Here is a 23787-nt window from a genome sequence, read left to right on the forward strand (position 1 = left end):
CGTCCGGTTCCGCCCATATAGCGGAATCGTCTGCATTGCTCTCTTCCATCCGGACTGTAACCGTCGGCTCCGGCATCTCACCGGATCTGCTGACCCTCCGTTTATCCACGAAGGCGCTCGCGGGCTCCGAGTTGCCTCGATACCGCCGGTGGGGAGTTGCACCCCGCCCTGAGAACACCAGTAACATAGGGGATCGATGCGTTGTTTTGCAAGAGGCTTCCAGCCGCCGAGCAATCGAGAATATGATTCTTCTCGTGAACGCACCGTTCCCCATTGTCGAATAAGCTACGACATGATCAGGCCGCCATCGACATTGATCGTCTGGCCGGTGATGTAGGCAGCATCGTCGCTGGCGAGGAAGGTGACGAGACCGGCGACGTCCTCGCCCGACCCTGCCCGCTTCATCGGAATGCCTTCGACCCATTCCTTCATGAGTTCCCCAGGGCCATAGTTGCCGAGGAGCTTTCCCCAGGCCTGATCGTTGTAGGCCCACATGTCCGTCTCGATGATGCCAGGGCAAAAGGCGTTGACGGTGATATTTTCGGTCGCGACCTCCTTGGCGAGGCTCTGGGTGATCCCGACGACGCCCATCTTCGATGCGGCGTAGTGTGGCGTATAGACGAAGCCCTCGCGCGCTTGGCCGGAGGCGGTGTTGATGATGCGGCCGGCGCGTCCATGCTTACGCATGCGCAGAATTGCTTCTTGTGCGCACAAGAATACGCCCTTCGTGTTGACCGCCATGACTTTGTCCCACTCGCCTTCCGTCATGTCTTCGATGCGCGCGATGGTGATGACGCCGGCGTTTTGGATCGACACGTCGACGGTGCCGAAAGCCTTCTCCGCCGCGTCATAGAGGGCCTTTACGCTAGCCTTGTCGGTGACGTCTCCGACGAATGAGACAGCATTGCCGCCATCGGCCTTGATCTGCTCGGCGACCGCATGGACCGACTCTTCATTAGCGGAGACCACTAGATTGGCCCCTTCCCTTGCGAAGCGCTTGGCGATCCCAGCACCGATGCCGCGGCTGCCTCCGGTGATGACGACGGTCTTGTTTTCGAAGCGTTTCATACTCTCTTCCTTTCGCGGTGCCTGACGATGTCGGGCGGCCGCAAAGCAGCCCAAGTGCGTCACGCCTTCTTTCAAGCGGCTGCAGATATGATCCCGGCGAACTCTGTCGCCTTCAGCGATGCGCCTCCGACCAAGGCTCCATCCACGTTTTCCGCCCCGAAGATGGCGGCGGCATTCGAGGCCTTCACAGAGCCACCGTAAGGAATCCTTACGTTGCGCCGATCTTCGCCAAGCTCTTCGAGCCTCTGCCTTATCGAAGAATGGATCTCCTCGATCTGCTCTATGGTCGGAACCAGACCGGTTCCAATCGCCCAGACCGGTTCATATGCAATGACCAGGTTCGAACTGGAAGCACCCGCGGGAACTGACGCGCGTAGCTGTGCGCCAACGACTTCGATCGCCTTTCCGTCACCGCGTTCACTACGGGTCTCGCCGACACAGATGATTGCGGTCAGTCCGGCCGTGCGAGCTGCGGTGACCTTGGTCGCGACCATGGCATCGGTCTCGTGGTGGAATACGCGACGTTCGGAATGACCTAGAATTACGAAGCGTGCGCCTGGATCGACGAGCATCTCCGCCGACACGTCTCCAGTATAGGCGTCCGAAATCTGCCGGTGGCAGTCTTGCGCGCCAATAGCGACGGTCGAATCCTTTGCTCGTTCGGCGGCCTTTTCTAGCAGCGTGAAGGGCGGGCAGACGACGATATCGCACGCCGCCTCGCCCGTGAGCCCCTTCAGCGCCTCGATCTCAGCCAGGGAGGAAGCGAGACCGTACATTTTCCAGTTGCCGGCAACCAACTTTCTCATCACATCACCAGCAGCAAAAGCCGCCGTCGACAAGCAGGTCAACGCCCGTCACAAAGCTTGCCGCATTCGACAGCAGGAACACCGCCGGACCGACAATTTCGTCGACCGTCGCCATGCGCTGCATTGGCGTCTGCTCTTCGAAGAGTCTGGTCTGATCGATCATCTCGGGGCGCGTGTTCATCGGCGTCGCGGTGTATCCGGGCGAGATTGTGTTGACGCGGATGCCGCGGTCGACCCATTCCATCGCCAGGGATTTCGACATGTGAATCACGCCGGCCTTGGAAGCGTTATAATGCGCCTGGCTCAGTCCCCGATTGACGATCACGCCGGACATGGAAGCGATGTTGACGATGGACCCGCCTCCGTTCTTCAACATGGCGCGAGCCTCGGCCTGGCAAGAGAGGAAGACCCCTTTCAGGTTGATGTCCATCAACGTCTGATATTGTTCCTCCTCCATCTCCTCGGCGGGGTTGGCGTTGGCGATACCTGCGGCGTTGACTGCAAGTGTCAGTGCACCGAGTTCCGCCTCAATGCGAGCCACCGCATCCCCAAGGGAAGACTTGCTCGTGACGTCAGCTGCGATCTGGATAGAACGACGGCCAGTGGCCTGAATGTGATGAGCGGTATTGGCCAGCCCGTCGTCGGTTCGACGGTCGAGCAGCGCGACGTCGGCGCCGCACTGTGCGAGGCCGATGGCAATGCGCTGCCCAATCCCGCTGCCGGCGCCGGTGACGACGGCGACCTGGCCGCTGAGGTCGAAAAGCTTCGGGGCGTTCAGAGTGATGTCGGACACCGCTCTTCCTTTCTCTGTCTGTTAGATTGTAGCTAGCTCCATGACCGAGACGTCATTTGCCTCGTCACGATTGAGAATGCCTGCTTGCTTTCCCTGGGCAAGCACGAGAATGCGATTGGACACGCCGAGAACTTCCTCGAGGTCGGAGCTCACGACGATGACCGCGACGCCCCGTTTCGCAAGATTGACGATGATGTCATAGATGCCCGCCCGGGCGCCGACGTCGATGCCTCTCGTGGGTTCGTCGAGCACAACGACCTTGGGATCGCGCATAAGCCATTTCGCGATCACGACCTTCTGCTGGTTGCCGCCGGACAGGTCCGAGGCATACTGCTCGGCGCGACCTTTTACGCCGAACTTGGCGACAGCTATTTCCGCGAACGAACGCTTGACGCGCGGCGTGATCCAACGCCCGCCAAGCTTGTCGAGGTTGGCGTAGATGATGTTCTCGCCGATCCGGTGACCGACGACCAGGCCCTGGTCCTTTCGGTCTTCCGGAACCATTACGATCCCTTTGGCGATCGCGTCCGTAGGATCACGCAGCCTAAGTTCTTCGCCTTCCAGCCTGATCGAGCCTGCGCTGATCGGATCCGCTCCCGAAATGGCGCGGACAAGTTCCGTGCGGCCGGCGCCGACCAGTCCGGCGATTCCAAGGATTTCTCCTCCCTTGACGTCGAAGGTAACGTCGCGGAACGAATTGGCCGGAGAACTCAGCCCGGACACCTGAAGTATTGGCCGATCGGTCGGCACCGGCAGCGTCGGGAACAAGCGGTCAAGCGAGCGTCCGACCATGCTCTCGACGATGGTTCGCACGGGTGTCGCGCTGTCGGCGAATTCCTGCACGCGCTCCCCGTCACGAAGTACGACGATCCGGTCGGTGATCTTTTTGATCTCCTCCATGCGGTGGGAGATATAGATGATGCCGACGCCCTCCGACCGAAGCTTCCTAACCTGTTCGAAGAGGGCTTCCGTCTCCGCGCCGCCAAGAGCCGCCGTCGGCTCGTCGAGGATCAGGAGCTTCGCATTGAGAGCCAACGCCTTCGCGATCTCGATGAGCTGTTGATTTGCGGTCGAAAGCCCTGCGACTTTCCGCGTTGCCGGTATGTGAAGGTTCAGGCGAGCGAGCTGCTCCTGGGCGCGACGAACCATCTGGGCACGGTCGACGACGCCGTTCTTCATGGGCCAACGTCCGATGAAGACGTTCTCCGCGATGGAGAGCTGCGGCAGAAGCTGCAGCTCCTGATGGATCAGGACGACGCCCTTGTCGATCGCCTCTCTTGGGGTGGCGGGGGCATAGGGCTGCCCCAGCCATGTCATCGACCCTTCGGACGGCGTGCGTGACCCGGCGATGATGCCGGAAAGCGTTGACTTGCCTGCTCCGTTCTCACCGAGAAGTGCAACCACTTCGCCCGGATAGACGTCCAAGCTGACATTCTTCAGAACCTGGAGCGGTCCATACCACTTCGATATGCCCTTCAGGGAAAGAACCGGATCAGTCACGGCACACCTCCTCAAGACCTTGACTATGTTACGGGTGGCTGGCGATGAAGCCTGCGACGTTTTCCTTTGTCGTCAGCGTGGCGTCCATAAGCTGTACCGGAGGCACCTTCTCTCCGGCGACAAGCTTGGCGGCGTTTGCCACCGCATCGCGGCCCATCTTCTGCGTCTGCTGTGTCGCAGTCACGTCGAAGACGCCCCTGCCCAGAGCTTCGAGTGCTGCAGTGTCACCGTCGAAGCCGCCAACGACGATCTTCTGGGAGGGATTGGCGACCTTGATGGCCTGCGCGGCGCCAAGTGCGAGCGCGTCGGCCTGCGCGAACACGATCGAGACGTCCGGATTTGCCTGGAGCATGTTCTGCATGATCTGGAAGCCCTCGTCCTGGCTCCAGATATTCGAGTACTGTTCGGCAACAACCTTTACATCAGGATTTGCCTTGAGGGACTCAGCACATCCCTTGGAGCGGTCCACCTCGGGCGTCGTGCCCTTCTGACCATGGATGATGACCATTTTGCCCTTGCCACCGGCTTGCTTCAGAATGTAGTCGCAGACGGCCTTGGCGGACGCTACGGAATCCGTTGCAAGGAAGGTGTCGCCCGGTGCGCCGTCGGCGTTGCGGTCGACGTTCACCACCGGAACGCCGGCACTCTTAGCAAGTTTGACCGGAACGGTCGCAGCGGCGGCTCCCGCCGGAATGTAGATCAGTGCATCGATGTTCTGGGTTAGAAGGTCCTGGATCTGGTTGACCTGCGTCGGTCCGTCGCCCTTCGCATCGACGGTGACGACTTCGATGCCACGCTTTTTGGCTTCGTCTTCGACCGACTGCTTGATCTGATTGAAGAAGTTTGCCTGAAGGTTGGCAACGGCGAGGCCGACTTTCTTCAGCTCTGCGGCGTGTACAGGTCCGAGCGTAAGACCGAGTAGTGCGGCAGATGCGAGCATGGTGCGCGCAATTTTCATTGTATTTCCTCCGTTGTTTGATGGGACCCTCGGGTAATACCTCCCCCTCGGGGTATTGATCCGCTCCAACCCTTTGGGGCGGAATTCCAGGGCTTTGCCGACCTGGCGGCCCCTTCGTCAGGCGCGACGCCGACGAATAGTCTCCGCGCCGACCGCAAGTACGATGACGATTCCGATGATCACCTGCTGAAGGAACGGCGAGACATTGAGAAGGTTGAGACCGTTACGAAGGACGCCGATGATAAGGACACCGATGAGGGTTCCTCCGATACCCCCGGCTCCGCCGGAGAGCGAAGTGCCGCCGATAACGACCGCAGCGATCGTATCTAGCTCATAGCCGAAACCACTGGACGGCTGGACCGAGTCAAGGCGGGCGGCCAGCACGATGCCAGCGAGTCCTGCAAGGACCGCACTCGCCACGTAAACGCCGATCGTCACGAGCTTGACGTTGATACCCGCAAGGCGGGCGACCTCCGGATTTCCACCCACTGCGTAGAGCATACGACCTTCGGAACGGAAATGCAGGAAAAGCCAGGCCACGAGGACGACGGCAAGCATCAGGAAGACAGTGGCCGTCAGCACGCCGAAATGGCGGTCGATTGCAAGCATCATGAACCAGTCGGGGAATCCTACGATCTGCTGACCATCCGTGATCATGTTCGCGACGCCGCGAGCTGCGGACATCATGGCCAGAGTGGCGATGAACGCCGGAACCTTGAACTGCGTCACGAGCAGGCCGACGATCAGCCCCGAAATGCCGGAGGCAATTAGGCCGAAAGCGATCCCGACGGCGAGTGGAAGGCCGGCGATGTTGGCGGTCCAACCCATCACCATCATAGCGAGCGCAAGCACCGAACCGACCGACAGATCGATGCCGCCGATGAGGATGACGAAGGTCATTCCAACCGCCATGATGCCAAGGACGGTGATCTGATCGAGGATGTTGAGGCCGTTTCGAACTGAGAGAAACGCGTCTGTGCTGAAGCTTAGGAAGGCGCAAAGTGCGAGCAGCCCCACGAGTGGACCGGTAGCTCCCTTGACCTTACCAAGCCAGGTGCCGGCCGAAAGCCTCTGTTCATTGATATCGAGCGCCACCATCGTTCCTCCCTAGGTCTAGGCTGGTTGTCAATATTTGTTCAGGGCAGAATAATTATGCACGCCTGCTGGAAAATTCATTAACAAGTTGCTTTAAGGCTGTCAACAACATTTGTCCGTGCTCCTCCTGGCATGATGTTTGCCTGAGGGGGTTGACTAAACGCGCTCGTATGCAAAAATATTGAGAACTGAATATTTATGCATGAGAGGAACCCATGGATACGACAGAACTCGAGCGCCTCGCTCGCGAGATCCGATTGCGCGATCTTCAGGCAGTCTTCGAATCAGGCGCTGGCCATATCGGCGGGGAGATGTCGGTCATCGATATCCTGACGGCCCTTTATTTCCGCGTGCTGAACGTTTGGCCGGACCAGCCGAAGCACCCCGCTCGGGACAGGTTCGTTCTTTCCAAGGGGCATACGGCGTGCGCCCTGTATGTGACGCTCGCAAAGCGCGGTTTCATTCCGGAAGAGGAGATTTCCACCTTCCTGCAGCCGCACTCGAGACTGAATGGGCATCCCAACTGCAACAAGGTTCCAGGTGTCGAAACAAACACCGGCCCGCTCGGCCATGGTCTGCCAGTTTCGGTGGGCATGGCGAAGGCCGCCAAGCTCTCCGGCGCAAAGTATCATACGTACGTTGTCACCGGCGACGGAGAGATGCAGGAAGGTTCCAACTGGGAGGCGATCATGGCCGCGGCCCAATTCAAACTGGATAACCTGACGCTGGTCATCGACCACAACAGGTTCCAGCAGGGCGCCGCTCTGGCCGACACCAACGATCTCGCGCCGCTCCGTCCGAAGCTCGAAGCCTTCGACTGGGAAGTCACCGAGATCAACGGAAACAAAATGAGCGAGGTCGTGCCGGCCCTCGAACACCGGGGATCGCGACCGCACTGCATCGTGGCCCACACCAACAAGGGTCATGGAATCTCGTTCATGCAGGATCGCGTCGACTGGCACCACAAGGTCCCGAGCAAGGAACAGTACGAAATCGCATTGGCAGAACTGTCGGAGGCACTGTGATGAACGCGCCAGTAAACGCACCCAAGCTCTACGATTGCCGCGACGCGTTCGCAGCGACGCTCGAGCGCCTGGCAGCCGAGAACGAAACGATCGTCGCGGTCTGCAATGACTCCGTAGGCTCCTCCAAGCTCGGCGGCTTCAAGTCGAAGTTTCCGGAGCGCCTGGTAAATGTCGGCATCGCGGAACAGAACATGGTCGGCGTTGGGGCAGGCCTCGCCAACGGCGGGCGCCTTCCATACGTCTGCGGCGCCTCTCCCTTTCTAACCGGACGATCGCTTGAGCAGATCAAGGCCGACATTTCCTACTCGAACGCGAACGTTAAACTCGTGGGCATTTCCTCTGGTATGGCCTATGGCGAGCTGGGGCCGACCCACCATTCGATCGAAGACTTCGCCTGGACTCGCGTCCTGCCCAATCTTCCTGTGATCGCGCCCTGCGACCGCATCGAAACCGCCGCGGCCGTCGAGTGGGCGGCGACCTACCACGGGCCATGCTTCCTCCGCCTGTCGCGCGTGGGCGTGCCCGACCTTCTTCCGGAAGGTCACAAGTTCGAGCTTGGCAAGGCAAATCTCCTGCGCGAGGGTTCGGACGTCACGCTCATTGCCAACGGCACTTTGACTCATCGCATGTTGAAAGCTGCCGAACTCCTCGCAGTACGTGGCATCAGCGCCAGGGTGCTCAACCTTGCAACGGTTCGCCCGATCGACGAGGAGGCCATCATCGCCGCAGCGAAGGAAACGGGCGCAATCGTCACGGCCGAAGAGCATTCGATCTTTGGCGGGCTTGGCTCTGCGGTTGCCGAAGTGGTGGTCGACAATGCTCCGGTCCCGATGAAGCGTCTGGGTGTTCCCGGCATCTACGCTCCGACCGGATCGGCGGAGTTCCTACTCGACGAGTTCGGCATGGCACCCTCGGCAATCGCCGACGCCGCGCAGTCGCTGATCAAGCGCAAGTAAACTAGTAGTACCTCATCAACCCGGGGCACACTCCGCCGCCCCGGTCGAATGATCTGGGAGGATACGATGCGGGCTATTCTGGCGATCGACCAGGGCACGACCAATTCCAAGGCAGTTCTCGTTTGCGATAAGGGAGAAGTCATCGCCAGAGGCTCGGCCCCTGTCGGCATCTCCTATCCGAAGCCCGGCTGGGTCGAACAAGACCCGCGCCGGCTCTACGCCTCCGTCTGCGAAGCAATCGACGCCTGTTTGAAGGCCGCACCCGATGTGACCATCGAGGCCGTGGCGATTTCCAATCAGCGCGAATCGGTCACCGCCTGGGACGCCGACACGGGCGAAGCACTTGGCCCGGTGCTGAGCTGGCAGTGCCGACGCACGGCACCGGATTGCGAACGTCTACTTGCCGAAGGTCGTCTTGACCGAGTGCAGGCGCTCACCGGCCTCCCCTTGGACCCAATGTTCCCCGGTTCGAAATTCCGATGGCTGCTAGAGCGCATGCCGACAGGCCGATCGGTCCGGCTTGGAACGATCGACAGTTGGCTCGTGCACTGCCTGACCGGCGGGAGCCGGCACCTCTGCGATGCCTCGAACGCTGCTAGAAGCCAGTTGTTCGACCTTCAGGAGCAGAGATGGAGTGAGGAACTCGGAGTGATTTTCGGCGTCGATACCGCACTCCTCCCGGAGGTGCTCGACAGCTCTGCGGATTTCGGTGCGACACAGGGGCTTCCGGGCGTACCGGACGGCACACCTATCAGGGCCGCGATCGGCGATAGCCATGCCGCCCTGTTTGGTCATGGAGCATTCAAGCCGGGTGATGGCAAGGTAACCTTCGGAACGGGCTCCTCGGTGATGACGACGCTTCCTCGGTTCATCGCCCCGCGCAACGGCGTCACGACCACGGTCGCATGGCGCATCGGTGGAAAGCCGACTTTCGCCTTCGAAGGCAACATTCTCGTTTCCGCCGCAAGCCTCCCATGGATGGCGGGCATTCTCGGCCTGCCTGATGTGGCCGCCCTTGTCGACCTGGCGGCGACCGCCGAACCAGGAGGACCAGGCTTCGTGCCCGCCTTCGTAGGACTGGGCGCACCCTACTGGAACTCCGACGCACGCGCGCTCTTCTCGCTGATCAATTTCAGCACGACGCGTGCTCAAATGGCGCGCTCTGTGACGGACTCGATCGCCTTCCAGGTCCACGACGTGATCGCTGCCATGCGCGCGCAGAGCGGCGGTGAACTCGGCGCCCTCTATGTCGACGGTGGACCAAGTCAGAACCGATTTCTCATGCAGTGCGTCTCGAACCTTGTCGAACGCGCCGTCATCCAATGCGAGGCGCCCGAGGCGTCGGCACTGGGTGCCGCGTATCTTGCAGGACTGTCACTCGGCCTGTGGAGCGATCTCGGGGTCATCGCGGGACTGCCCCGAAGCAAGCAGGTCATTGCCCCGGAACGCGTGGATCGAGAAGCGCTCCTGAATACCTGGAATGATGCTCTCGCCCGCTCGACGTCGCGCCAAACACCGGCTAAAGGTGAATAAAAATTCACACCGGGATCAGCGATGTCTCGCCTAAACGAACTCCGCCTCATTTCAAGAGTCGCCCAGATGTATCACATCGAGGGACGGCGACAGGCGGAGATCGCGCAGCATCTTCGGCTGTCGCAGGCAACAGTCTCCCGGATGCTGAAGCGCGCTGAGGCGGAGGATATCGTCCGGACGAGCGTCATACCTCCTGTTGGCACCTACAGCGAACTCGAGGCGGGCCTCCGTGAGAGGTACGACCTGGCCGAGGCAGTTGTTGTGGAGTGTACGGAAGACCGCGACGGAGCCATCATGGCCCGGATCGGCGAAGCGGCAGCTCATCTCCTGGAGGTCACGCTTGCCCCTGGAGAGATCATCGGGGTTTCGAGTTGGAGTCAAACCATCTTCAAGATGGTGGAAAACATCCACCCTCAGAAGAGCGCGCAGGCGAAGTACGTCGTTCAGACCCTCGGCGGCATGGGCGATCCGTCGGTTCAGACCCACGCCACCCAACTTACCACACGGCTTGCGCGGCTGACCGGTGCGGAGCCCAAACTTCTTCCCGTGCAAGGAGTGACCACCTCGCGAGAGGCCAAGCTCCTCATGCAGTCCGATCCATTTGTCAGAGAGACGATGGACTTGTTTGGCAGTATCACGCTTGCGATAGTAGGCGTCGGAGCAGTCGAACCCTCAGAACTTCTCGCACGGTCGGGGAACATCTTTTCGTCGCGGGAGCTTGCTGATCTCGCGGATGCGGGTGCCGTCGGCGACATCTCGCTCCGTTTCTTCGACAAAAACGGCAAAGCGGTGAGGACGCCTTTGGACGAGCGTGTTATCGGCATCCCGCTTGAGGATCTTGCTCGGGTCGATCGTGTCATTGCTTTGGCCGGCGGCTTGAAAAAGACGGCCGCTATTGCAGGCGCGCTGCGACTTGGGGTCATAGGTATGTTGGTGACTGACAAGTTCACCGCTCAGCGATTGATTGATCTGTAGAATCGCTCTCCAGGCGACACCGAGCCCACCTAAAGCCGAAGCAGAGACTGCACGCCTTTCCAGCCGCCGAAGGCTGGCCGCGTCACCCGCGCCGAACTCCACTGTCGAAGGTGATTGGAACCTTGCGTTCCAACAGCGCTCCGCCAGCGCAACGCGCACGTAGACGTCATCCCGGTGCGTGCAGGCCATGCATTGGACCTCGCCGATGTGGATGCGGGTGGGCGAGCGTTGCCGCTGCTAAAAACGGCCTCGAGGTGAAAAAATACCGGGAGAGGTCTCGCGCAAATCGACGGCTCGGATGCTCGCGTGCTCAACCCATGACGAGCACCATTTGCGGCGGCGCCAAAACTGCACCTGGTTTGGTTTGCGCGTCCGGTTTGCGCCGCAACGCTCTGCGCTTATCAGCGCTGTACCAGATGGATGCCTGCCAGCGTGCAACGGACCGATCCGCCAGCTTTTTCGATCGTCGGAATATCAAGGGCGACGGGTTTGACGCTTTCCTCGATCACGGCAAGTTGATCCCGGTCGAGCGAGGCAAGCGCCGTGGTCGAAAGCGCCAGGATACGACCATCCTTTCCTTGAAGCTCAAGGGCGTTGCCGGCAAAGCGCGAAATCTGCTCGTTGATGAGCGCAACGATGCTCCGGCCGGACCGCTCCAGTCTGGTGACGATCTCCTGCCGTCTGGCAGGATCGGTCATCATCTCCAGCCCGATCATGGCGAAATCGGTGGCGATGCACATCAGAACATTGGTGTGATAGACGCAGACGCCGTTTTCGTCGCGGGCGTCGAACACCATCGGCTCGTAATTGAAATGGGTCGAGAAGCGTTCGAGCGCGATCGGATCGGTGCGGTCGGAGTGCACCGCGTAGGCGACCCGGTCAATGTGGTCGAGGACCATGGCACCGGTGCCCTCGAGAAAGAGCCCGTCGGGTTCAAGGCCCGAATAGTCGATGACCTCCTGCACCCGATAGCGGGTCTTCAGCATTTCGGTGACGTCGCTGCGCCGTTCGCGCCGGCGGCTGACGGCCTTCATCGGATAGATAGCGATGTGACCGCCGGCGTGGGTGGAGAACCAGTTGTTGGGAAAGACCGAATCCGGCGTCTGGCACCCCGTGTCCTCGAAGAGATGCACCTCGACGCCGAGACGTCCGAGCGTGTCGGCGGCCTCATTTATTTCACCATACGCGACGGATGACAGATCCTCCCTCACGTCCTGACTGGTCTGGAAATGGTTGTCGGCCGCCGTTTCCGTGTTCACGGTAAAATGGTGCGGACGCACCATGACGACCGCGCAGGGCGCCTGGATGGAATAGGCTGAATGTCGCGGCATCGTTTTTGCTCCTACGCCTGCCTTGCCCGCTGCAGCATGCCGAAGAGATCACGCGGATCGTCGGGGTCGGCGATGATGTCGAGGTCCTGGTAGAGCCCTGTGCCCTTGAGCCGGTCGCGGACGTAGCGGAGCGCGGAAAAATCCTCGATCGCGAAACCCACGCTGTCGAACAGGGTGATCTGGCTGATATCGCGCCGCCCCTGCGCCTGCCCGGTGATTACTTTCCACAATTCCGTAACAGGGTAGTCCGGTTCCATCTGCTGGATCTCGCCTTCGATGCGCGTCTGCGGCGGATATTCGACGAAGGTGTGGGCGCGCAGCAGGATATCGCAATGCAACTCGGTCTTGCCGGGGCAGTCGCCGCCGATCGCGTTGATGTGGACGCCGGCGCCGATCATGTTATCGGTGAGGATCGTCGCATATTGCTTGTCGGCGGTGCAGGTGGTGATGATGTCGGCGCCTTCGATTGCGGATTGCGACGAGGTGCAGGCGGTAACCGTCAAGCCGGCGCCCGACAGGTTGCGTACCATCTTTGCCGTTGCCAGCGGATCGATATCGTAGAGCCTGATGCGATCGATGCCGCAGACGGCCTTCATGGCAAGCGCCTGAAATTCAGCCTGCGCGCCGTTGCCGATCATCGCCATGGTGCGCGCACCCTTTGGTGCCAGATGCCGTGCCGCCATGGCCGAGGTGGCGGCGGTGCGAAGCGCAGTCAGCAGCGTCATTTCAGTCAGCAGCACCGGATAGCCGGTCGAGACTTCCGCCAGGAGGCCAAAGGCGGTGACAGTCTGCAGGCCCTGCGCCATGTTCTTCGGATGGCCGTTCACATATTTGAAGCTATAGATCTCGCCATCCGAGGTCGGCATCAGCTCGATCACGCCCTCGCGGGAATGGGAGGCGACCCGCGGTGTCTTGTCGAAGAGCTCCCATCGGCGGAAATCCGCCTCGATGACGTCGGTGAGCTCGGCCAGCAAGGTTTCCAGCCCGATATGGTGGACAAGCCGCATCATGTTCTCGACGCTGACGAAGGGTACGAAGGCTTTTTCCGATGGAAGGGGTGACGGCATCACGAATTCCTCTGGCGCTGAGCTGATAGAGCGAGGTTAGCGTTCCCAACTGTTGGCCGAAAGCGCAAAACTGTGCTAATTCCGGCAGTCGATTGTACAATTTGTTCAGATTGTCTAAATTTATCAGCCTGGAGGGGAAACATGGATGTTGCGAAATATTCGCCGGATGATCTCGACCGCCGCATCATCGGCCATCTTCGCGCTGACGGACGGGCATCGTTGACCAAGCTTTCGCTTGCGCTCGGCGTTGCGCGCGGGACCGTGCAGAATCGACTGGACCGCTTGATCGAGACGGGGACGCTGCTCGGATTTACCGTACGGGTGAGAGAAGACTACGATCTGAGCGCGGTGCATGCGGTGATGATGGTCGAGGTCGTCGGCAAGTCGACGACGCAGGTCATTCGCAAGCTGCGCGGCCTGACGGAGATTTCCGCGTTGCACACGACCAACGGCAATTGGGATCTCGTCGCCAATATCCGGGCGGCGAGCCTTGCGGATTTCGACCGCGTTCTGCGCGAGGTGCGCATGATCGATGGCGTTGCCAACAGCGAAACGAGCCTTCTGCTGAGCAGCGTTTGACAAGCAGAGAGGGGCGGCGGAAGCACGATCCAAGATATCGGCAACTCGCCGGCCGCGCCGTGCGATGGCGCGTCGTTGTTCGGACGTCGATCAGGCGGTCATGAAATCACGTTTCGCACGAACCTTACCGGCATATCAGCCGGATTGATGTAGGAATGATCCTGAGCCGTGCAGTAAACGCAAAATGTGCCAGCCCTATTCCCGGATCTCTCCGGACAACTTGCGTCGCCTCACGCCCGAGGCCACATAGATCATTCCATGCCATCTCTTGGACAGAGAGGCCCTTATCCCTGATATCGACGCCGGGGCTTTGTTTCCTCTCGAAAGATGTCGACGCCCCACCACGAGCAAGCCGGCGGTGGATGTCAATTGGTCCTCCGGGAATGACTGAAGCTTTGAGAACTTCAGCTTTCCCGGCCGGGGCCGTTCGGAGTACCCTCCTGAAAGCTCACAGCTAGAACGTCGATTATCGCACTGCTTCAATGCATGATTGCCAGTGCTTCCATGAAGAATTCCTCGCCTCCGAAATTGCCGGATTTCAGTGCCAGAAGCATGTCGCCCTGCGTATTGCCCACGGTTCGCAAGACCGGCACGCCCGGGGCAATTTCGGGTCCGATCTGGAAGGCTGGAATGCCAAGCCTGTCCACGGTCGCACCGGAGGTCTCTCCGCCGGCGACCACCAGACGACGTACACCTCGTGCCACCAGTTCGGCGGCAATGGTCGCGGTCGCTTTTTCGATCGCGTGACCTGATGCTTCCCGCCCGTATTGCGATTGCAGACGGGAAACAACTTCAGGGGTGCTGCTTGCGGCAATAATGACCGGAGACGAGCAAATACGCTCGCCGGCCCAGGAAATCGCCTCGGAGATCGCATCCGGACCGGCGAGCAGCCTTTCGGGATCCAGCCTCAGAACGGGCATCGACCGTTCGGCAACATCGAGTTGGCGAAGCGTGGCCTTGGAGCAACTGCCGGAGACGATTGCGCAAAGACCACCGACCGGCTCAATCACGTCAGCGGTGGCCGCGGTCGCGGAAGATACCCGCCCTGAGCGCGTGAGGGCGCGGGCGAGACCAAGGCCTAGGCCCGATGCGCCGGTTGAGACCGGTGCCTGCAGCGCCACCTGCCCGAGCGTTTCAAGATCGCGTTCGAAGATCGCGTCCGCGATCGCAGCAGTCGCGCCCTCTGCACGCAGAGCCTCGAGCCGCGCCTTTACCGCACCAGCTCCAGCCGAAACAGTCGCCAGATCGACAAGACCGACCGTACCACGCGACTGCCGGGCCATAACGCGCACCAGATTGGCGTCATGCATCGGATTGAGGGGGTGATCTTTGAGCGGGCTTTCGTTCAGCGGCTGTCCGCCGACGAAAAGGTGGCCGAGATAGACGGTGCGCCCGGTTTCCGGAAAGGCCGGTGTGACCAACACCACGTCATTGCCCGCCGCCTTGCGCAGCGCGTCAGTGACCGGACCGATATTGCCAGCATCGGTGGAATCGAATGTCGAGCAGATCTTGTAAAGTACATGGGCTGCCCCGCGCTCGCGCAGCCATCTTTCAGCCTCCGTCGCTGCAGCCACAGCCTCCACGGCCGCGACAGAGCGGATCTTTAAGGAGACGACGACCGCGTCCACATCTGGCAGTACCAGAGACGGATCGGGAATGCCGACCGTCTGCACCGTGCTGAGGCCGTTCTTCGTCAGCGTATTGGCGAGATCGGATGCACCGGTGTAGTCATCGGCGATCGACCCAAGCAAGATTGGCATCAGCTACCTCCGTGCAAAAGGTTTGAACCAGTCGAGACCGTCAAGCGTGCGGTCCCGCGGGATGTATTCGCAGCCGACGAAGCCGCGGTAATCGAGGCGGTCGATTTCTCCGAACAGATAGGGGTAATTGAGCTCTTCCCCGTCGGGCTCACTGCGCGACGGTACGCTGGCGACCTGGATATGGCCAGTGATCGGCAGCAGGCGGCGCAGCGCCATGGTCACGTCGCCATGCAAGATCTGGCGGTGATAGACGTCGAACTGAAGTTTCAGGTTTGGCAGGCCGAGGTCGGTGATGAGCCGCTCGGCGGCGCCGAAATGATTGAGGAAGTATCCCGGCATGTTTCGTCCGTTGATAGGCTCGATCAACAGATCTATCCCGTTCTCGGCGAGCCGCGCTGCGGTGTAGGCGACGGAACGCCGATAGCAGGATGCGGCCTCTGCGTCAGAGGGGTCGGCAAGCCCCGCCATCAGATGCAGCCGCTTTACGCCGGTCGCCGCTGCATAGTTCAGTGCTCGTTCCACGTCGGACTTCAATTCGTCGAAGCGCCCGGGAAGAGCCGCGATACCACGCTCGCCCGCTGCCCAATCACCAGGCGGCAGATTGAACAATGCCTGCTGCAGCTTGTTGCGGGTTAGCCGTTCGGCGATTGCCTCCGGCGACGCTTCATAGGGAAAAAGATATTCAACGGCGGCAAATCCGGCATCCGCTGCAGCATCGAAGCGATCGAGGAACGACCACTCGTTGAACATCATCGTCAGGTTGGCGGCGAAAGTGGGCATACCTACAATCCTTTATCGCGACCCTTTGACTGCGCCGGGCAATTTCGCACCCGAGAGCTGGGCATAGAGCCGGGCGAGAGATGAATCGTCATCGCGCCCCATGCCGGCGCCGGAAGCCGCAAGGTACATCTGCAACGCAGCCGCTACGAGCGGTACCGGATAGCGTTCCGAACGGGCCATGTCCTGAACGATGCCGAGATCCTTGACGAAAATCTCGATGGCGCTGAGCGGCGTATAGTCTCCCGCCAGAACATGCGGGATCCGGTTTTCAAACATCCACGAATTACCGGCGGACGCCGTGATCACTTCGTAGACCTTGTCGAGATCGAGCCCTTGCTTGGCAGCGAAGGCAATCGCTTCGCAGGCGGCTGCTATGTGCACGCCGGCAAGGAGCTGGTTGATCATCTTGAAGGCCGCGCCTGTGCCAGCCGCATCGCCAAGTTCGTAGACCTTGGCGGCCATAGCGTCGAGGGCCGGTTGAGCCGCTTCGAAGGCAGGCCTGGAGCCGGACGCCATGATCGTCAGCTGGCCGCTCGATGCTTTCGCCGCGCCGCCGGAAATTGGCGCGTCGAGGTAGTGTAAACCGAGGGACTCGACCTGTTGTGCCAGATTGCGCGCGACTGCTGGGTCCATCGTCGCCGACGAAATGAATACTGACCCGGGTTTCATTACGCCTGCGACACCCCCGGCACCAAACAACAGGGCCTCGGTCTGCGCGCCGTTTACGACGACTGAAACGATGATGTCTGCGCCCCGAACCGCATCGGCGGGCGAGGTCGCGCCGCGGCCGCCGTCCGCCACGAAGCGATCGATGGCGGCAGGTGCGATGTCGTACCCGACGACGTCGAGGCCCGCGCGCTTCAGCGACCGGGCCATGCCAGCCCCCATCGAGCCGAGGCCGATCGCGGCAGCCACCGTCTGCCCCAGATTTTCAAAGTTCGATGCCATCACGAAATCTCCAGCTTATCGAAAGGTTAGCAGGCTGGCCCCTCCGGCTGTAGACCTCCGGAGGGCGGCAGCTTGAAAGTTTTAGCGATTGACGGTTTTTGCGGGCACGGTCAGCACGGCCAGCGAGCCGACGACAAGAGTTGCGGCCAAGAAATACATGCCCGCGCTGTTGTTGCCGGTGAAGTCTTTCAGATAGCCCACCAGAAACGGTCCGAGAAACCCGGCGAGATTGCCGACCGAATTGATCCAGGCGATGCCAGCTGCAGCACCTGTGCCGGCCAGAAAGGCTGTCGGAAGGGACCAGAAGAGGGGTGCGCAACTGATGGCGCCTGCGGCGGCCAGCGAGAGGCAAGCAATGGCGACTGTCGTGCTTGTTGCCGCTGTTGCCGCGACAAAGCCGCCGGCTGCCATCAGGGCGGGCAGGACAAGATGCCACCGCCGTTCGCGCAACCTGTCGGAGGAGCGCCCAAGCGCCAGCATGACAACGAATGTGCAGATATAGGGGATTGCGGAAATCAAGCCGATATTGAGGTTTCCGGTCACACCGGTTCCTTTCACGATCGTCGGCATCCAGAAAGTCAGACCGTATTGTCCTAGTACGAAGCAGAAATAGATGAGGCACATCAGCCAGACTCGGGGGTCGGTCAGTGTTGCGGCAACGCTATGCGGGCTCGATGCCTTGGCCCGGTTCTCCGCTTCGATATTTGCTGCGAGGATATTTCTTTCGTCTTCGCTTAGCCACCTCGCGTCCCGGATCTTATCGTCCAGGTAGAAGAACGTCACGATGCCGAAAACGATAGCCGGGATGGCTTCGATCACAAACATCCATTGCCAACCGGAAAGGCCATGCGTCCCGTGGAAGCCGTCCATGAGCAGACCAGAAACCGGATTGCCGACGATAGCCGAGATCGGGATGGCGGACATGAAGGTGGTGACGACCTTGGCGCGGCGGTGCGCCGGATACCAGGATGTCAGATAGAGGATGATCCCGGGAAAAAATCCAGCCTCAGCTATGCCCAGCAGGAAGCGCAGGACGTAGAATACCGTTTCCGACGAGGTGAACACGAAGGCGGCGGAGATCACGCCCCAGGTTATCATGATGCGAGCGATCCATACGCGAGCGCCGATCTTGTTCATGATGACGTTGCTGGGCACTTCAAATAGGAAATACCCGACGAAGAAGATACCTGCGCCGATGCCATAGGCCGCTTCCGAGAGACCGAGCTCACTCGACATCTGCAGCTTCGCGAAGCCGACATTGACGCGGTCGAGATAGGCGACCACGTAGCACAGCATCAAAAAAGGAACGATTCTCCAGAATACCTTTCCATAGGCGCGGTCTTCCAACGCCTGAGCGGGGTACACGCCATTGACTGGCGCCTGCGTTTGCAGCGTCATGATTTTCCTCCAAGGGTTACCGCAAATCTCCTTCCGCGGTGCGACGACCAGAAATGGCAGCGCTGCCATTCTGTTTAGTTTATTTTGGCAGCGCTGCCAATCGAAAATCGGCAGCGCTGCCAAAAAAAACTTGCTTGTTGGAGTGAGGAGGGTGAGAAATGTTGACATGGACGGTTGTCGCCGCCACTGAGGCAGCCTCCAGAGTGGGATTCAAGCATGACTGTGGAATTCAAGCATCAGCCGACGGTAACACTTGCCGAGGTCGCAGACGCGGCCGGCGTCGGCGAGAGCACGGTGTCGCGCGTGCTGCGCAACTACGGTTCGTTTTCCGAAAAGACGCGGGACCGGGTCATGGCGGCGGTTGATCGACTGGGCTATGTGCCGAACCGGATCGCGGGAACACTGGCCTCCACTGGGTCGCGTCTTGTTGCGTTCGTCATTCCATCGCTTTCCAACATCGTCTTCCCCGATGTACTGCGGGGCGCCAGCGCCATTCTTGAGGAAAGCGGGTATCAGGCCGTTTTCTCCGTCACAGACTATGATTCGCAGAGGGAGGAAGCACTGGCCGCCGCGATGCTCGCCTGGCGACCGGCAGCAGTCATGCTCGCGGGATACGAGCACACTGACGGCACCCTCAAGATATTGCGCGCGAGCGGTTGCCGGATTGTGGAACTGCTTGATCTCGACGGTGCTGCGCTGGATCTGGCGGTCGGTTTTTCCAACCTGGCCGCGGGCCGCGCCAGCGCCGAGTTCCTGTTAAGGCGGGGCTATCGCCGGATCGGCTATGTCGGTCACGACCTGAACCGTGACACCCGCGCCGGCAAACGGTTTTCCGGCTTTTGCGGAACGCTGGGCGCGGGCGATGCGCCCCTCGCCGACCGCGAGATTCTCGCGGGGGCATCATCCGTGGAGAACGGCAGGCTGGGGCTGGAACGGTTGCTCGACCGCACCCCCGATCTTGATGCAGTTTATTTCTCGAACGACGACATGGCGCTTGGCGGTTATTTTCACTGCTTGGCGCGTGGGATTTCCATTCCCTCGCAGCTTGCCATTTTCGGCTACAATGGCCTCGACATCGGTCGGGCAATGCCGCAACCGCTATCGACCATCCGTACGCCGCGCGTCGCGACCGGAAAGGTGGCCGCACAGCTTGTCGTCACAAATGCGCCACCCCAAGTCGTCGATCTCGGTTTCGAACTGATCGAAGGGGCAACCGCCTAATACTGGAGGAACTGTCATGTCCGACGCGCGCCTGCGTGAGGAAATCTGCCGCTATGGCCGCTCGCTGTTCGAGCGCGGACTGACGCCCGGTTCGTCGGGCAACATATCGCTGCGGCTGGAGGACGGCGGTTGGCTGGTCACGCCGACCAATGCCTCGCTCGGCTTCCTCGACCCGGCCCGCATCTCAAGGCTCGATGCAGAAGGCCGGCTCCTGTCCGGCGACAAGCCGACCAAGGAAATTCCGCTTCATACTGCCCTCTACGACACGCGCGGCAGTGCCCGTGCCATTGTCCATCTTCACTCCACCCACGCGGTGGCACTGACCATGCTGCCTGAGATTGATCCGCGCGCCGCCCTGCCCCCGATGACGCCCTATTATCTGATGCGCGCCGGGGAGACCGCGCTGGTGCCCTATTATCGTCCCGGCGATCCGGCGGTGGCCGACGCGATCCGCGGGCTGGCGGGAAAATATTCGTCGGTACTTCTGGCCAATCACGGACCGGTCGTCGCCGGCGACAGCCTGGAGGCGGCGGTTTTTGCAACCGAGGAGTTGGAGGAGACGGCGAAGCTCTATCTGCTGCTGCGCAACCTCAACCCCCGTTGTCTCAGCCCCGCGCAAGTAAATGACCTCATCAAGACCTTCGGCCTCGACCTTCCGTCTCATCACGACCACGACGACCATCACGATTGAGTGCGGGACTGCCCGCGCAACGGACATTCATTCCTTCACCGCACCGGTCATGGATGACACGTAACAATCGACGAAGAAGGAATGGAGGATCACCACCGGCGGCGAGCCAAACAGCGCGCCCGCCATCAGCGCGCCCCATTCGAACATGTCCACCGGACCAGTTCCGTCAGCACCACCACGGGTACGATCCTATCTGCCCAAGACTGGATGAAAGTGAGCGCATAGACGACGGCATTTTCGCGGAGACGCCACCCCAAAGGCCGCGCGTTGGCACCGTGATGACCTCTACGGTCGCTTGCGATTAAGGGGGCCAGGCCAGCGTGGTTCTCTCAACCAGTCTTTTGTAACGTGGGTGATTCCGGATCGGATCAAGGTCCAGGTCCGTGCTCCACCAGAAGCGATGCACGGAGGCTATCGGAATGACCTTCTCAACAGATCAAGCGCAGCCTCATGTTCACCCATGTGCAGATAGGCACATGCAATGTTATACATTCCATTGAGGTCATCTGGATCGATGGCCAAGGTTCGCGCCGCCCATTCCTTCGCGCGGTCCCGCTCACCGAGATACGCCAGCGCCAATGCCCCCAGTTGGGCAGGGCTTGAATTCTCTGATGCAGTGTGAGTTCGCTTCGGCCCGCTCCAAACCCAACCGACCCGCTCTCTCCATGTCCGCACGCCGTCCAAGCGCGAGATAGACGCAGGTCAACAAGAGACAGCAGCAGAGCCGAACTAAAACAGGCTCACGAGATGGTCGCAGTCGTCAAAGGGTTTATCTCCGGCTTCTGGCGAACTTACACGGGTTCGCGTGTCGCCATACCGGATGGAGTTCGAGTTGGGCGGCCGCAGGCGCTGCGTCGTCCGCAAGACCGGACGCTACGGCGGCCATCATAACCTCCGACAAAACCGCAATCCGATTGAGTTCGCGCTCGCTCATCAAGACCCATCCCATCCTGCGTCTCCAAATCGCCGAAACCAAGGAGCTGACATTTCAAATTGCAGAAACAGGAACACTTCAACTTTGCGGCTGCACACATGCCTGTCAGTTCATCATTTTTATGGAACGGGCAGCCTTGACCGCCTTCACTCGAAGCAAGTTTTTAGCCCTGGAAGGAGGTCTTTTCAGAAATGCTCGAAAGTATTTGTCATATTCACGAAAATGATTAGGGAGTGCGCGTAAAGCATAGCTTGAATTCTCGAGTTTAAACAAAATTCAAATCATTAGAAAATTATACAATATTTTTAAAATTCTTATGTTTTATTAAAATTGTGTTATGATCTGTTATTGCCGCCAATCGGGTTGGCTCTCAGTCGATAGATCGGAATTCTCGTGGAAAAATTTCAATGGTTCAAACCAGCTTTAACCGGCGCGGTGTGTGGAGCAATTGCTCTTGCCATCGTCGGCTTCTCCTGGGGCGGTTGGGTAACGGGCAGCAGCGCAAAGAGGTCAGCCGGTGTCGAACGGACATCTGCCATCGCCGCCGCCTTGACGCCCTATTGCCTCGAGCGGGCAAAAACTGACCCAGCCTCCGCCCGGATCATGGCAGAGTTAAATGCCGCTGGAACATACGGCCGCTCAGACATCGTCAAGAAAGCCGGTTGGGCGACACCACTCGGCACCACAGAGCCTAATGCAGATCTCGCCCAGGCGTGTCAGATCGCGCTTGGCACTGCCGGCTGATCCTTCGCGGCGGTGCACTTGCTACCGCGCCGCCTCAAGCTCGAACGCCTTTCCAAGGCATCGGCTGGCATCAATTGCTCCATTGCCTATTCGTTTGCATTGGGTATGCGAACGGCGCATGCTGCGTCATCCAGTAGTCTTGATCGGGGTATTACTGGTGGAGAGTTGCAACCCTCGCCCCGGCCGAAAGGAGGACAATGTGTCTTCCGCCACTCCCGTTAAACATCTGACGTCCGTCGATCTGCAGTTTCTTCAGAAGATACTCACCGACGCGGAATACACCGGCAAAGTCTCAAGCACCACGCCAAGGGACGTAGCCGCGAAACTGTTGGTGAGGTTGTTTCGACAAGGTGTGAAGGACCCTACCGTCCTATCCGCCGAGCTTAGAAAGCACTTCGGCTATTTGCCCGGCAAAGCCCTGTTAAACAAACCGATCAACGAAAACCGCCACGCTATTCAGGGCATTGTAACAACCCGAATCCCGCCGGTAAAAGAAGCAGGTGGCGCCCACACGTCGCAAGCTGTTGCACCTGAGGAGGTGCTCTCTTCGGAAAATGATCAATTGCAGGCCGACCTCACGCGAACGCGGAAATACCTGACAGATGATGCCCTCAATGTCGCCGCACAAGAGGCTCGAATCGCAGGAGCGTCGCTTCGCGGTGAACCGACGTCATTGGCGCAGCAGGAGCTTGCCGGGTATGTTGCTCGGCAACGCTATCACCGCTTCGAATTGAGGTTAGTCGAGGCGCGCATCAAAGCACGTTAAAGTCCGCTCCAGCGTGTCGGCCACCACGGGTTCAGTCCCCTCCCCTCCCTGCACGGCAAACTAGCTGAAACCTCAAGCCGCCACCTTACGCAGGTCTCTCCCGCACTTTGCGGAATGCCGACGCTGGCTGATGGATCGCGGCACGGTTCGAGTAACAGGGAGTGAACATGACCAGGGACAATATCGCCAATCCGGCCTCGTCCGCCAACAGGGCGCATCTCAGCGCCAATGAGAAGCGCCCCGCGGCAAGCCCCTCGGCCCAGGAACTGGTCGCGCAGGCTTCCGCGGCGCGCGCCGCACTGGATACTAAAACACTCAATGCTGCGGGCGGCGATGAACAATCGCCACCGCTAGCGCCTGACGGCATCGAAGTAGAGGAAAATGCCTCGCCGCGCGACGAGCTTCCGACTATGGAAGAGCTCGAGGTGGCGCGGGACAACCTTAGCAAAAAGATCGCCGCCGAAGGAGCCGACGGGAAAGACTGAGATCCGCCGCAATCCGCCTCGGCGAGAGCGCAGGCGGGACCGGAACGGCAGGCTCAGCGCTACAGCCTGGTGACGCCTGGATCCGATCTTGGTGGAAACGATGGTTGCCCAGATCCTCGGTCAGCTCCAACAGCCTTTCGCGCCCCTCCGGCGGGCTCCCGGTGACCCATCAATCAGACGCTCCTGCGCAGAAAATGATCTGCCGGTCGGCGGCCACTTACCGGCACACAACAACCAGGTCCTTCAGAGAATATGTCATGAAAGATCATATCACCTGCGGCGTCAGCTGCACGGAAATCATTGGGGCCTCCAGCCATCCGTGAGGGAAATCCAGCCTGTGTTGCTCACGCAGACGGCCCCCGCGTTCAGGGTTG

Annotated in this window: 22 protein-coding genes, 1 pseudogene and 1 riboswitch; of the genes and pseudogenes, 10 read left to right on the forward strand and 13 right to left on the reverse strand. The window is 60.1% G+C overall.

The window, feature by feature from the left end; all coding sequences use genetic code 11:
• Positions 1 to 33 precede the first annotated feature (33 nt).
• Positions 34 to 180: riboswitch (FMN riboswitch) on the reverse strand.
• 105 nt (positions 181 to 285) lie between these two features.
• The 6 genes from LPU83_RS63330 to LPU83_RS63355 all read right to left on the reverse strand — a co-directional run bounded on the left by LPU83_RS63330 (position 286) and on the right by LPU83_RS63355 (position 6223).
• Positions 286 to 1068, reverse strand: coding sequence for a glucose 1-dehydrogenase (locus LPU83_RS63330; protein ID WP_024315602.1), 783 nt, complete (start codon positions 1066 to 1068; stop codon positions 286 to 288).
• Positions 1069 to 1139: 71 nt separating this feature from the next.
• A complete protein-coding gene (gene tpiA, locus LPU83_RS63335) occupies positions 1140 to 1874 on the reverse strand; it encodes a triose-phosphate isomerase (protein ID WP_024315601.1) in 735 nt (244 codons plus the stop codon).
• A 4-nt stretch (positions 1875 to 1878) separates the two neighbouring features.
• On the reverse strand, positions 1879 to 2667 hold the full coding sequence (locus LPU83_RS63340; RefSeq protein ID WP_024315600.1) for an SDR family oxidoreductase: 789 nt from the start codon (positions 2665 to 2667) through the stop codon (positions 1879 to 1881).
• 21 nt (positions 2668 to 2688) lie between these two features.
• A complete protein-coding gene (locus LPU83_RS63345; protein ID WP_024315599.1) occupies positions 2689 to 4167 on the reverse strand; it encodes a sugar ABC transporter ATP-binding protein in 1479 nt (492 codons plus the stop codon).
• A 28-nt stretch (positions 4168 to 4195) separates the two neighbouring features.
• Positions 4196 to 5125 (reverse strand): sugar ABC transporter substrate-binding protein, encoded by a 930-nt coding sequence (locus tag LPU83_RS63350; protein WP_024315598.1) that lies wholly within the window; start codon positions 5123 to 5125, stop codon positions 4196 to 4198.
• 117 nt (positions 5126 to 5242) lie between these two features.
• Complete coding sequence (locus LPU83_RS63355; protein WP_024315597.1) at positions 5243 to 6223, reverse strand: ABC transporter permease; 981 nt, start codon at positions 6221 to 6223, stop codon at positions 5243 to 5245.
• Positions 6224 to 6435: 212 nt separating this feature from the next.
• Here LPU83_RS63355 and LPU83_RS63360 point away from each other — a divergent pair, with 212 nt between their 5' ends.
• The 4 genes from LPU83_RS63360 to LPU83_RS63375 all read left to right on the forward strand — a co-directional run bounded on the left by LPU83_RS63360 (position 6436) and on the right by LPU83_RS63375 (position 10709).
• Positions 6436 to 7245, forward strand: coding sequence for a transketolase (locus tag LPU83_RS63360; RefSeq protein ID WP_024315596.1), 810 nt, complete (start codon positions 6436 to 6438; stop codon positions 7243 to 7245).
• Positions 7245 to 8201 carry a transketolase family protein gene (locus LPU83_RS63365; protein ID WP_024315595.1) on the forward strand — a complete coding sequence of 319 codons (957 nt, stop codon included), beginning with the start codon at positions 7245 to 7247 and terminating at the stop codon, positions 8199 to 8201. Before LPU83_RS63360 ends, LPU83_RS63365 begins: the two co-directional genes overlap by 1 nt.
• Before the next feature lie 66 nt (positions 8202 to 8267).
• Positions 8268 to 9734, forward strand: coding sequence for an FGGY-family carbohydrate kinase (locus tag LPU83_RS63370; protein WP_024315594.1), 1467 nt, complete (start codon positions 8268 to 8270; stop codon positions 9732 to 9734).
• A gap of 21 nt (positions 9735 to 9755) precedes the next feature.
• Positions 9756 to 10709 (forward strand): sugar-binding transcriptional regulator, encoded by a 954-nt coding sequence (locus LPU83_RS63375; RefSeq protein WP_024315593.1) that lies wholly within the window; start codon positions 9756 to 9758, stop codon positions 10707 to 10709.
• A gap of 401 nt (positions 10710 to 11110) precedes the next feature.
• On the opposite strand, the gene ctlX is transcribed toward LPU83_RS63375, so the two are convergent.
• Entirely contained in the window at positions 11111 to 12040 is a 930-nt protein-coding gene (gene ctlX / locus LPU83_RS63380) for a citrulline utilization hydrolase CtlX (protein ID WP_024315592.1), read from the reverse strand.
• 11 nt (positions 12041 to 12051) lie between these two features.
• Positions 12052 to 13107 carry an ornithine cyclodeaminase gene (locus LPU83_RS63385; RefSeq protein ID WP_024315591.1) on the reverse strand — a complete coding sequence of 352 codons (1056 nt, stop codon included), beginning with the start codon at positions 13105 to 13107 and terminating at the stop codon, positions 12052 to 12054.
• Between the two features lie 141 nt (positions 13108 to 13248).
• On the opposite strand from LPU83_RS63385, the gene LPU83_RS63390 reads away from it, so the two are divergent.
• A complete protein-coding gene (locus LPU83_RS63390; protein WP_024315590.1) occupies positions 13249 to 13686 on the forward strand; it encodes an Lrp/AsnC family transcriptional regulator in 438 nt (145 codons plus the stop codon).
• A 479-nt stretch (positions 13687 to 14165) separates the two neighbouring features.
• Here the strand turns inward: LPU83_RS63390 and otnK are convergent, their stop codons facing one another.
• The 4 genes from otnK to LPU83_RS63410 form a co-directional block, all read right to left on the reverse strand.
• A complete protein-coding gene (gene otnK / locus LPU83_RS63395) occupies positions 14166 to 15446 on the reverse strand; it encodes a 3-oxo-tetronate kinase (RefSeq protein WP_024315589.1) in 1281 nt (426 codons plus the stop codon).
• 3 nt (positions 15447 to 15449) lie between these two features.
• Positions 15450 to 16226 carry a 2-oxo-tetronate isomerase gene (gene otnI, locus LPU83_RS63400; protein WP_024315588.1) on the reverse strand — a complete coding sequence of 259 codons (777 nt, stop codon included), beginning with the start codon at positions 16224 to 16226 and terminating at the stop codon, positions 15450 to 15452.
• A gap of 12 nt (positions 16227 to 16238) precedes the next feature.
• Complete coding sequence (gene ltnD, locus LPU83_RS63405) at positions 16239 to 17174, reverse strand: L-threonate dehydrogenase (protein ID WP_024315587.1); 936 nt, start codon at positions 17172 to 17174, stop codon at positions 16239 to 16241.
• 81 nt (positions 17175 to 17255) lie between these two features.
• Positions 17256 to 18572, reverse strand: coding sequence for an MFS transporter (locus LPU83_RS63410; RefSeq protein ID WP_024315586.1), 1317 nt, complete (start codon positions 18570 to 18572; stop codon positions 17256 to 17258).
• A 222-nt stretch (positions 18573 to 18794) separates the two neighbouring features.
• Here LPU83_RS63410 and LPU83_RS63415 point away from each other — a divergent pair, with 222 nt between their 5' ends.
• Positions 18795 to 19793 carry a LacI family DNA-binding transcriptional regulator gene (locus LPU83_RS63415; protein ID WP_024315585.1) on the forward strand — a complete coding sequence of 333 codons (999 nt, stop codon included), beginning with the start codon at positions 18795 to 18797 and terminating at the stop codon, positions 19791 to 19793.
• 16 nt (positions 19794 to 19809) lie between these two features.
• On the forward strand, positions 19810 to 20484 hold the full coding sequence (otnC, locus tag LPU83_RS63420) for a 3-oxo-tetronate 4-phosphate decarboxylase (protein WP_024315584.1): 675 nt from the start codon (positions 19810 to 19812) through the stop codon (positions 20482 to 20484).
• A gap of 27 nt (positions 20485 to 20511) precedes the next feature.
• Here the strand turns inward: otnC and LPU83_RS63425 are convergent.
• Positions 20512 to 20714 (reverse strand): annotated as a pseudogene (locus tag LPU83_RS63425) (carbohydrate ABC transporter permease); the annotation flags it as partial.
• Between the two features lie 1097 nt (positions 20715 to 21811).
• Here LPU83_RS63425 and LPU83_RS63430 point away from each other — a divergent pair.
• The 3 genes from LPU83_RS63430 (at position 21812) to LPU83_RS63440 (ending at position 23413) form a co-directional block, all read left to right on the forward strand.
• Complete coding sequence (locus tag LPU83_RS63430; protein ID WP_024315582.1) at positions 21812 to 22162, forward strand: hypothetical protein; 351 nt, start codon at positions 21812 to 21814, stop codon at positions 22160 to 22162.
• A gap of 199 nt (positions 22163 to 22361) precedes the next feature.
• Positions 22362 to 22928, forward strand: a complete 567-nt coding sequence (locus LPU83_RS73525; protein ID WP_024315581.1) for a hypothetical protein — start codon at positions 22362 to 22364, stop codon at positions 22926 to 22928.
• A 167-nt stretch (positions 22929 to 23095) separates the two neighbouring features.
• Complete coding sequence (locus LPU83_RS63440; protein ID WP_024315580.1) at positions 23096 to 23413, forward strand: hypothetical protein; 318 nt, start codon at positions 23096 to 23098, stop codon at positions 23411 to 23413.
• Positions 23414 to 23787: the final 374 nt, after the last annotated feature.

Source organism: Rhizobium favelukesii (assembly GCF_000577275.2).
GTDB lineage: Bacteria > Pseudomonadota > Alphaproteobacteria > Rhizobiales > Rhizobiaceae > Rhizobium > Rhizobium favelukesii.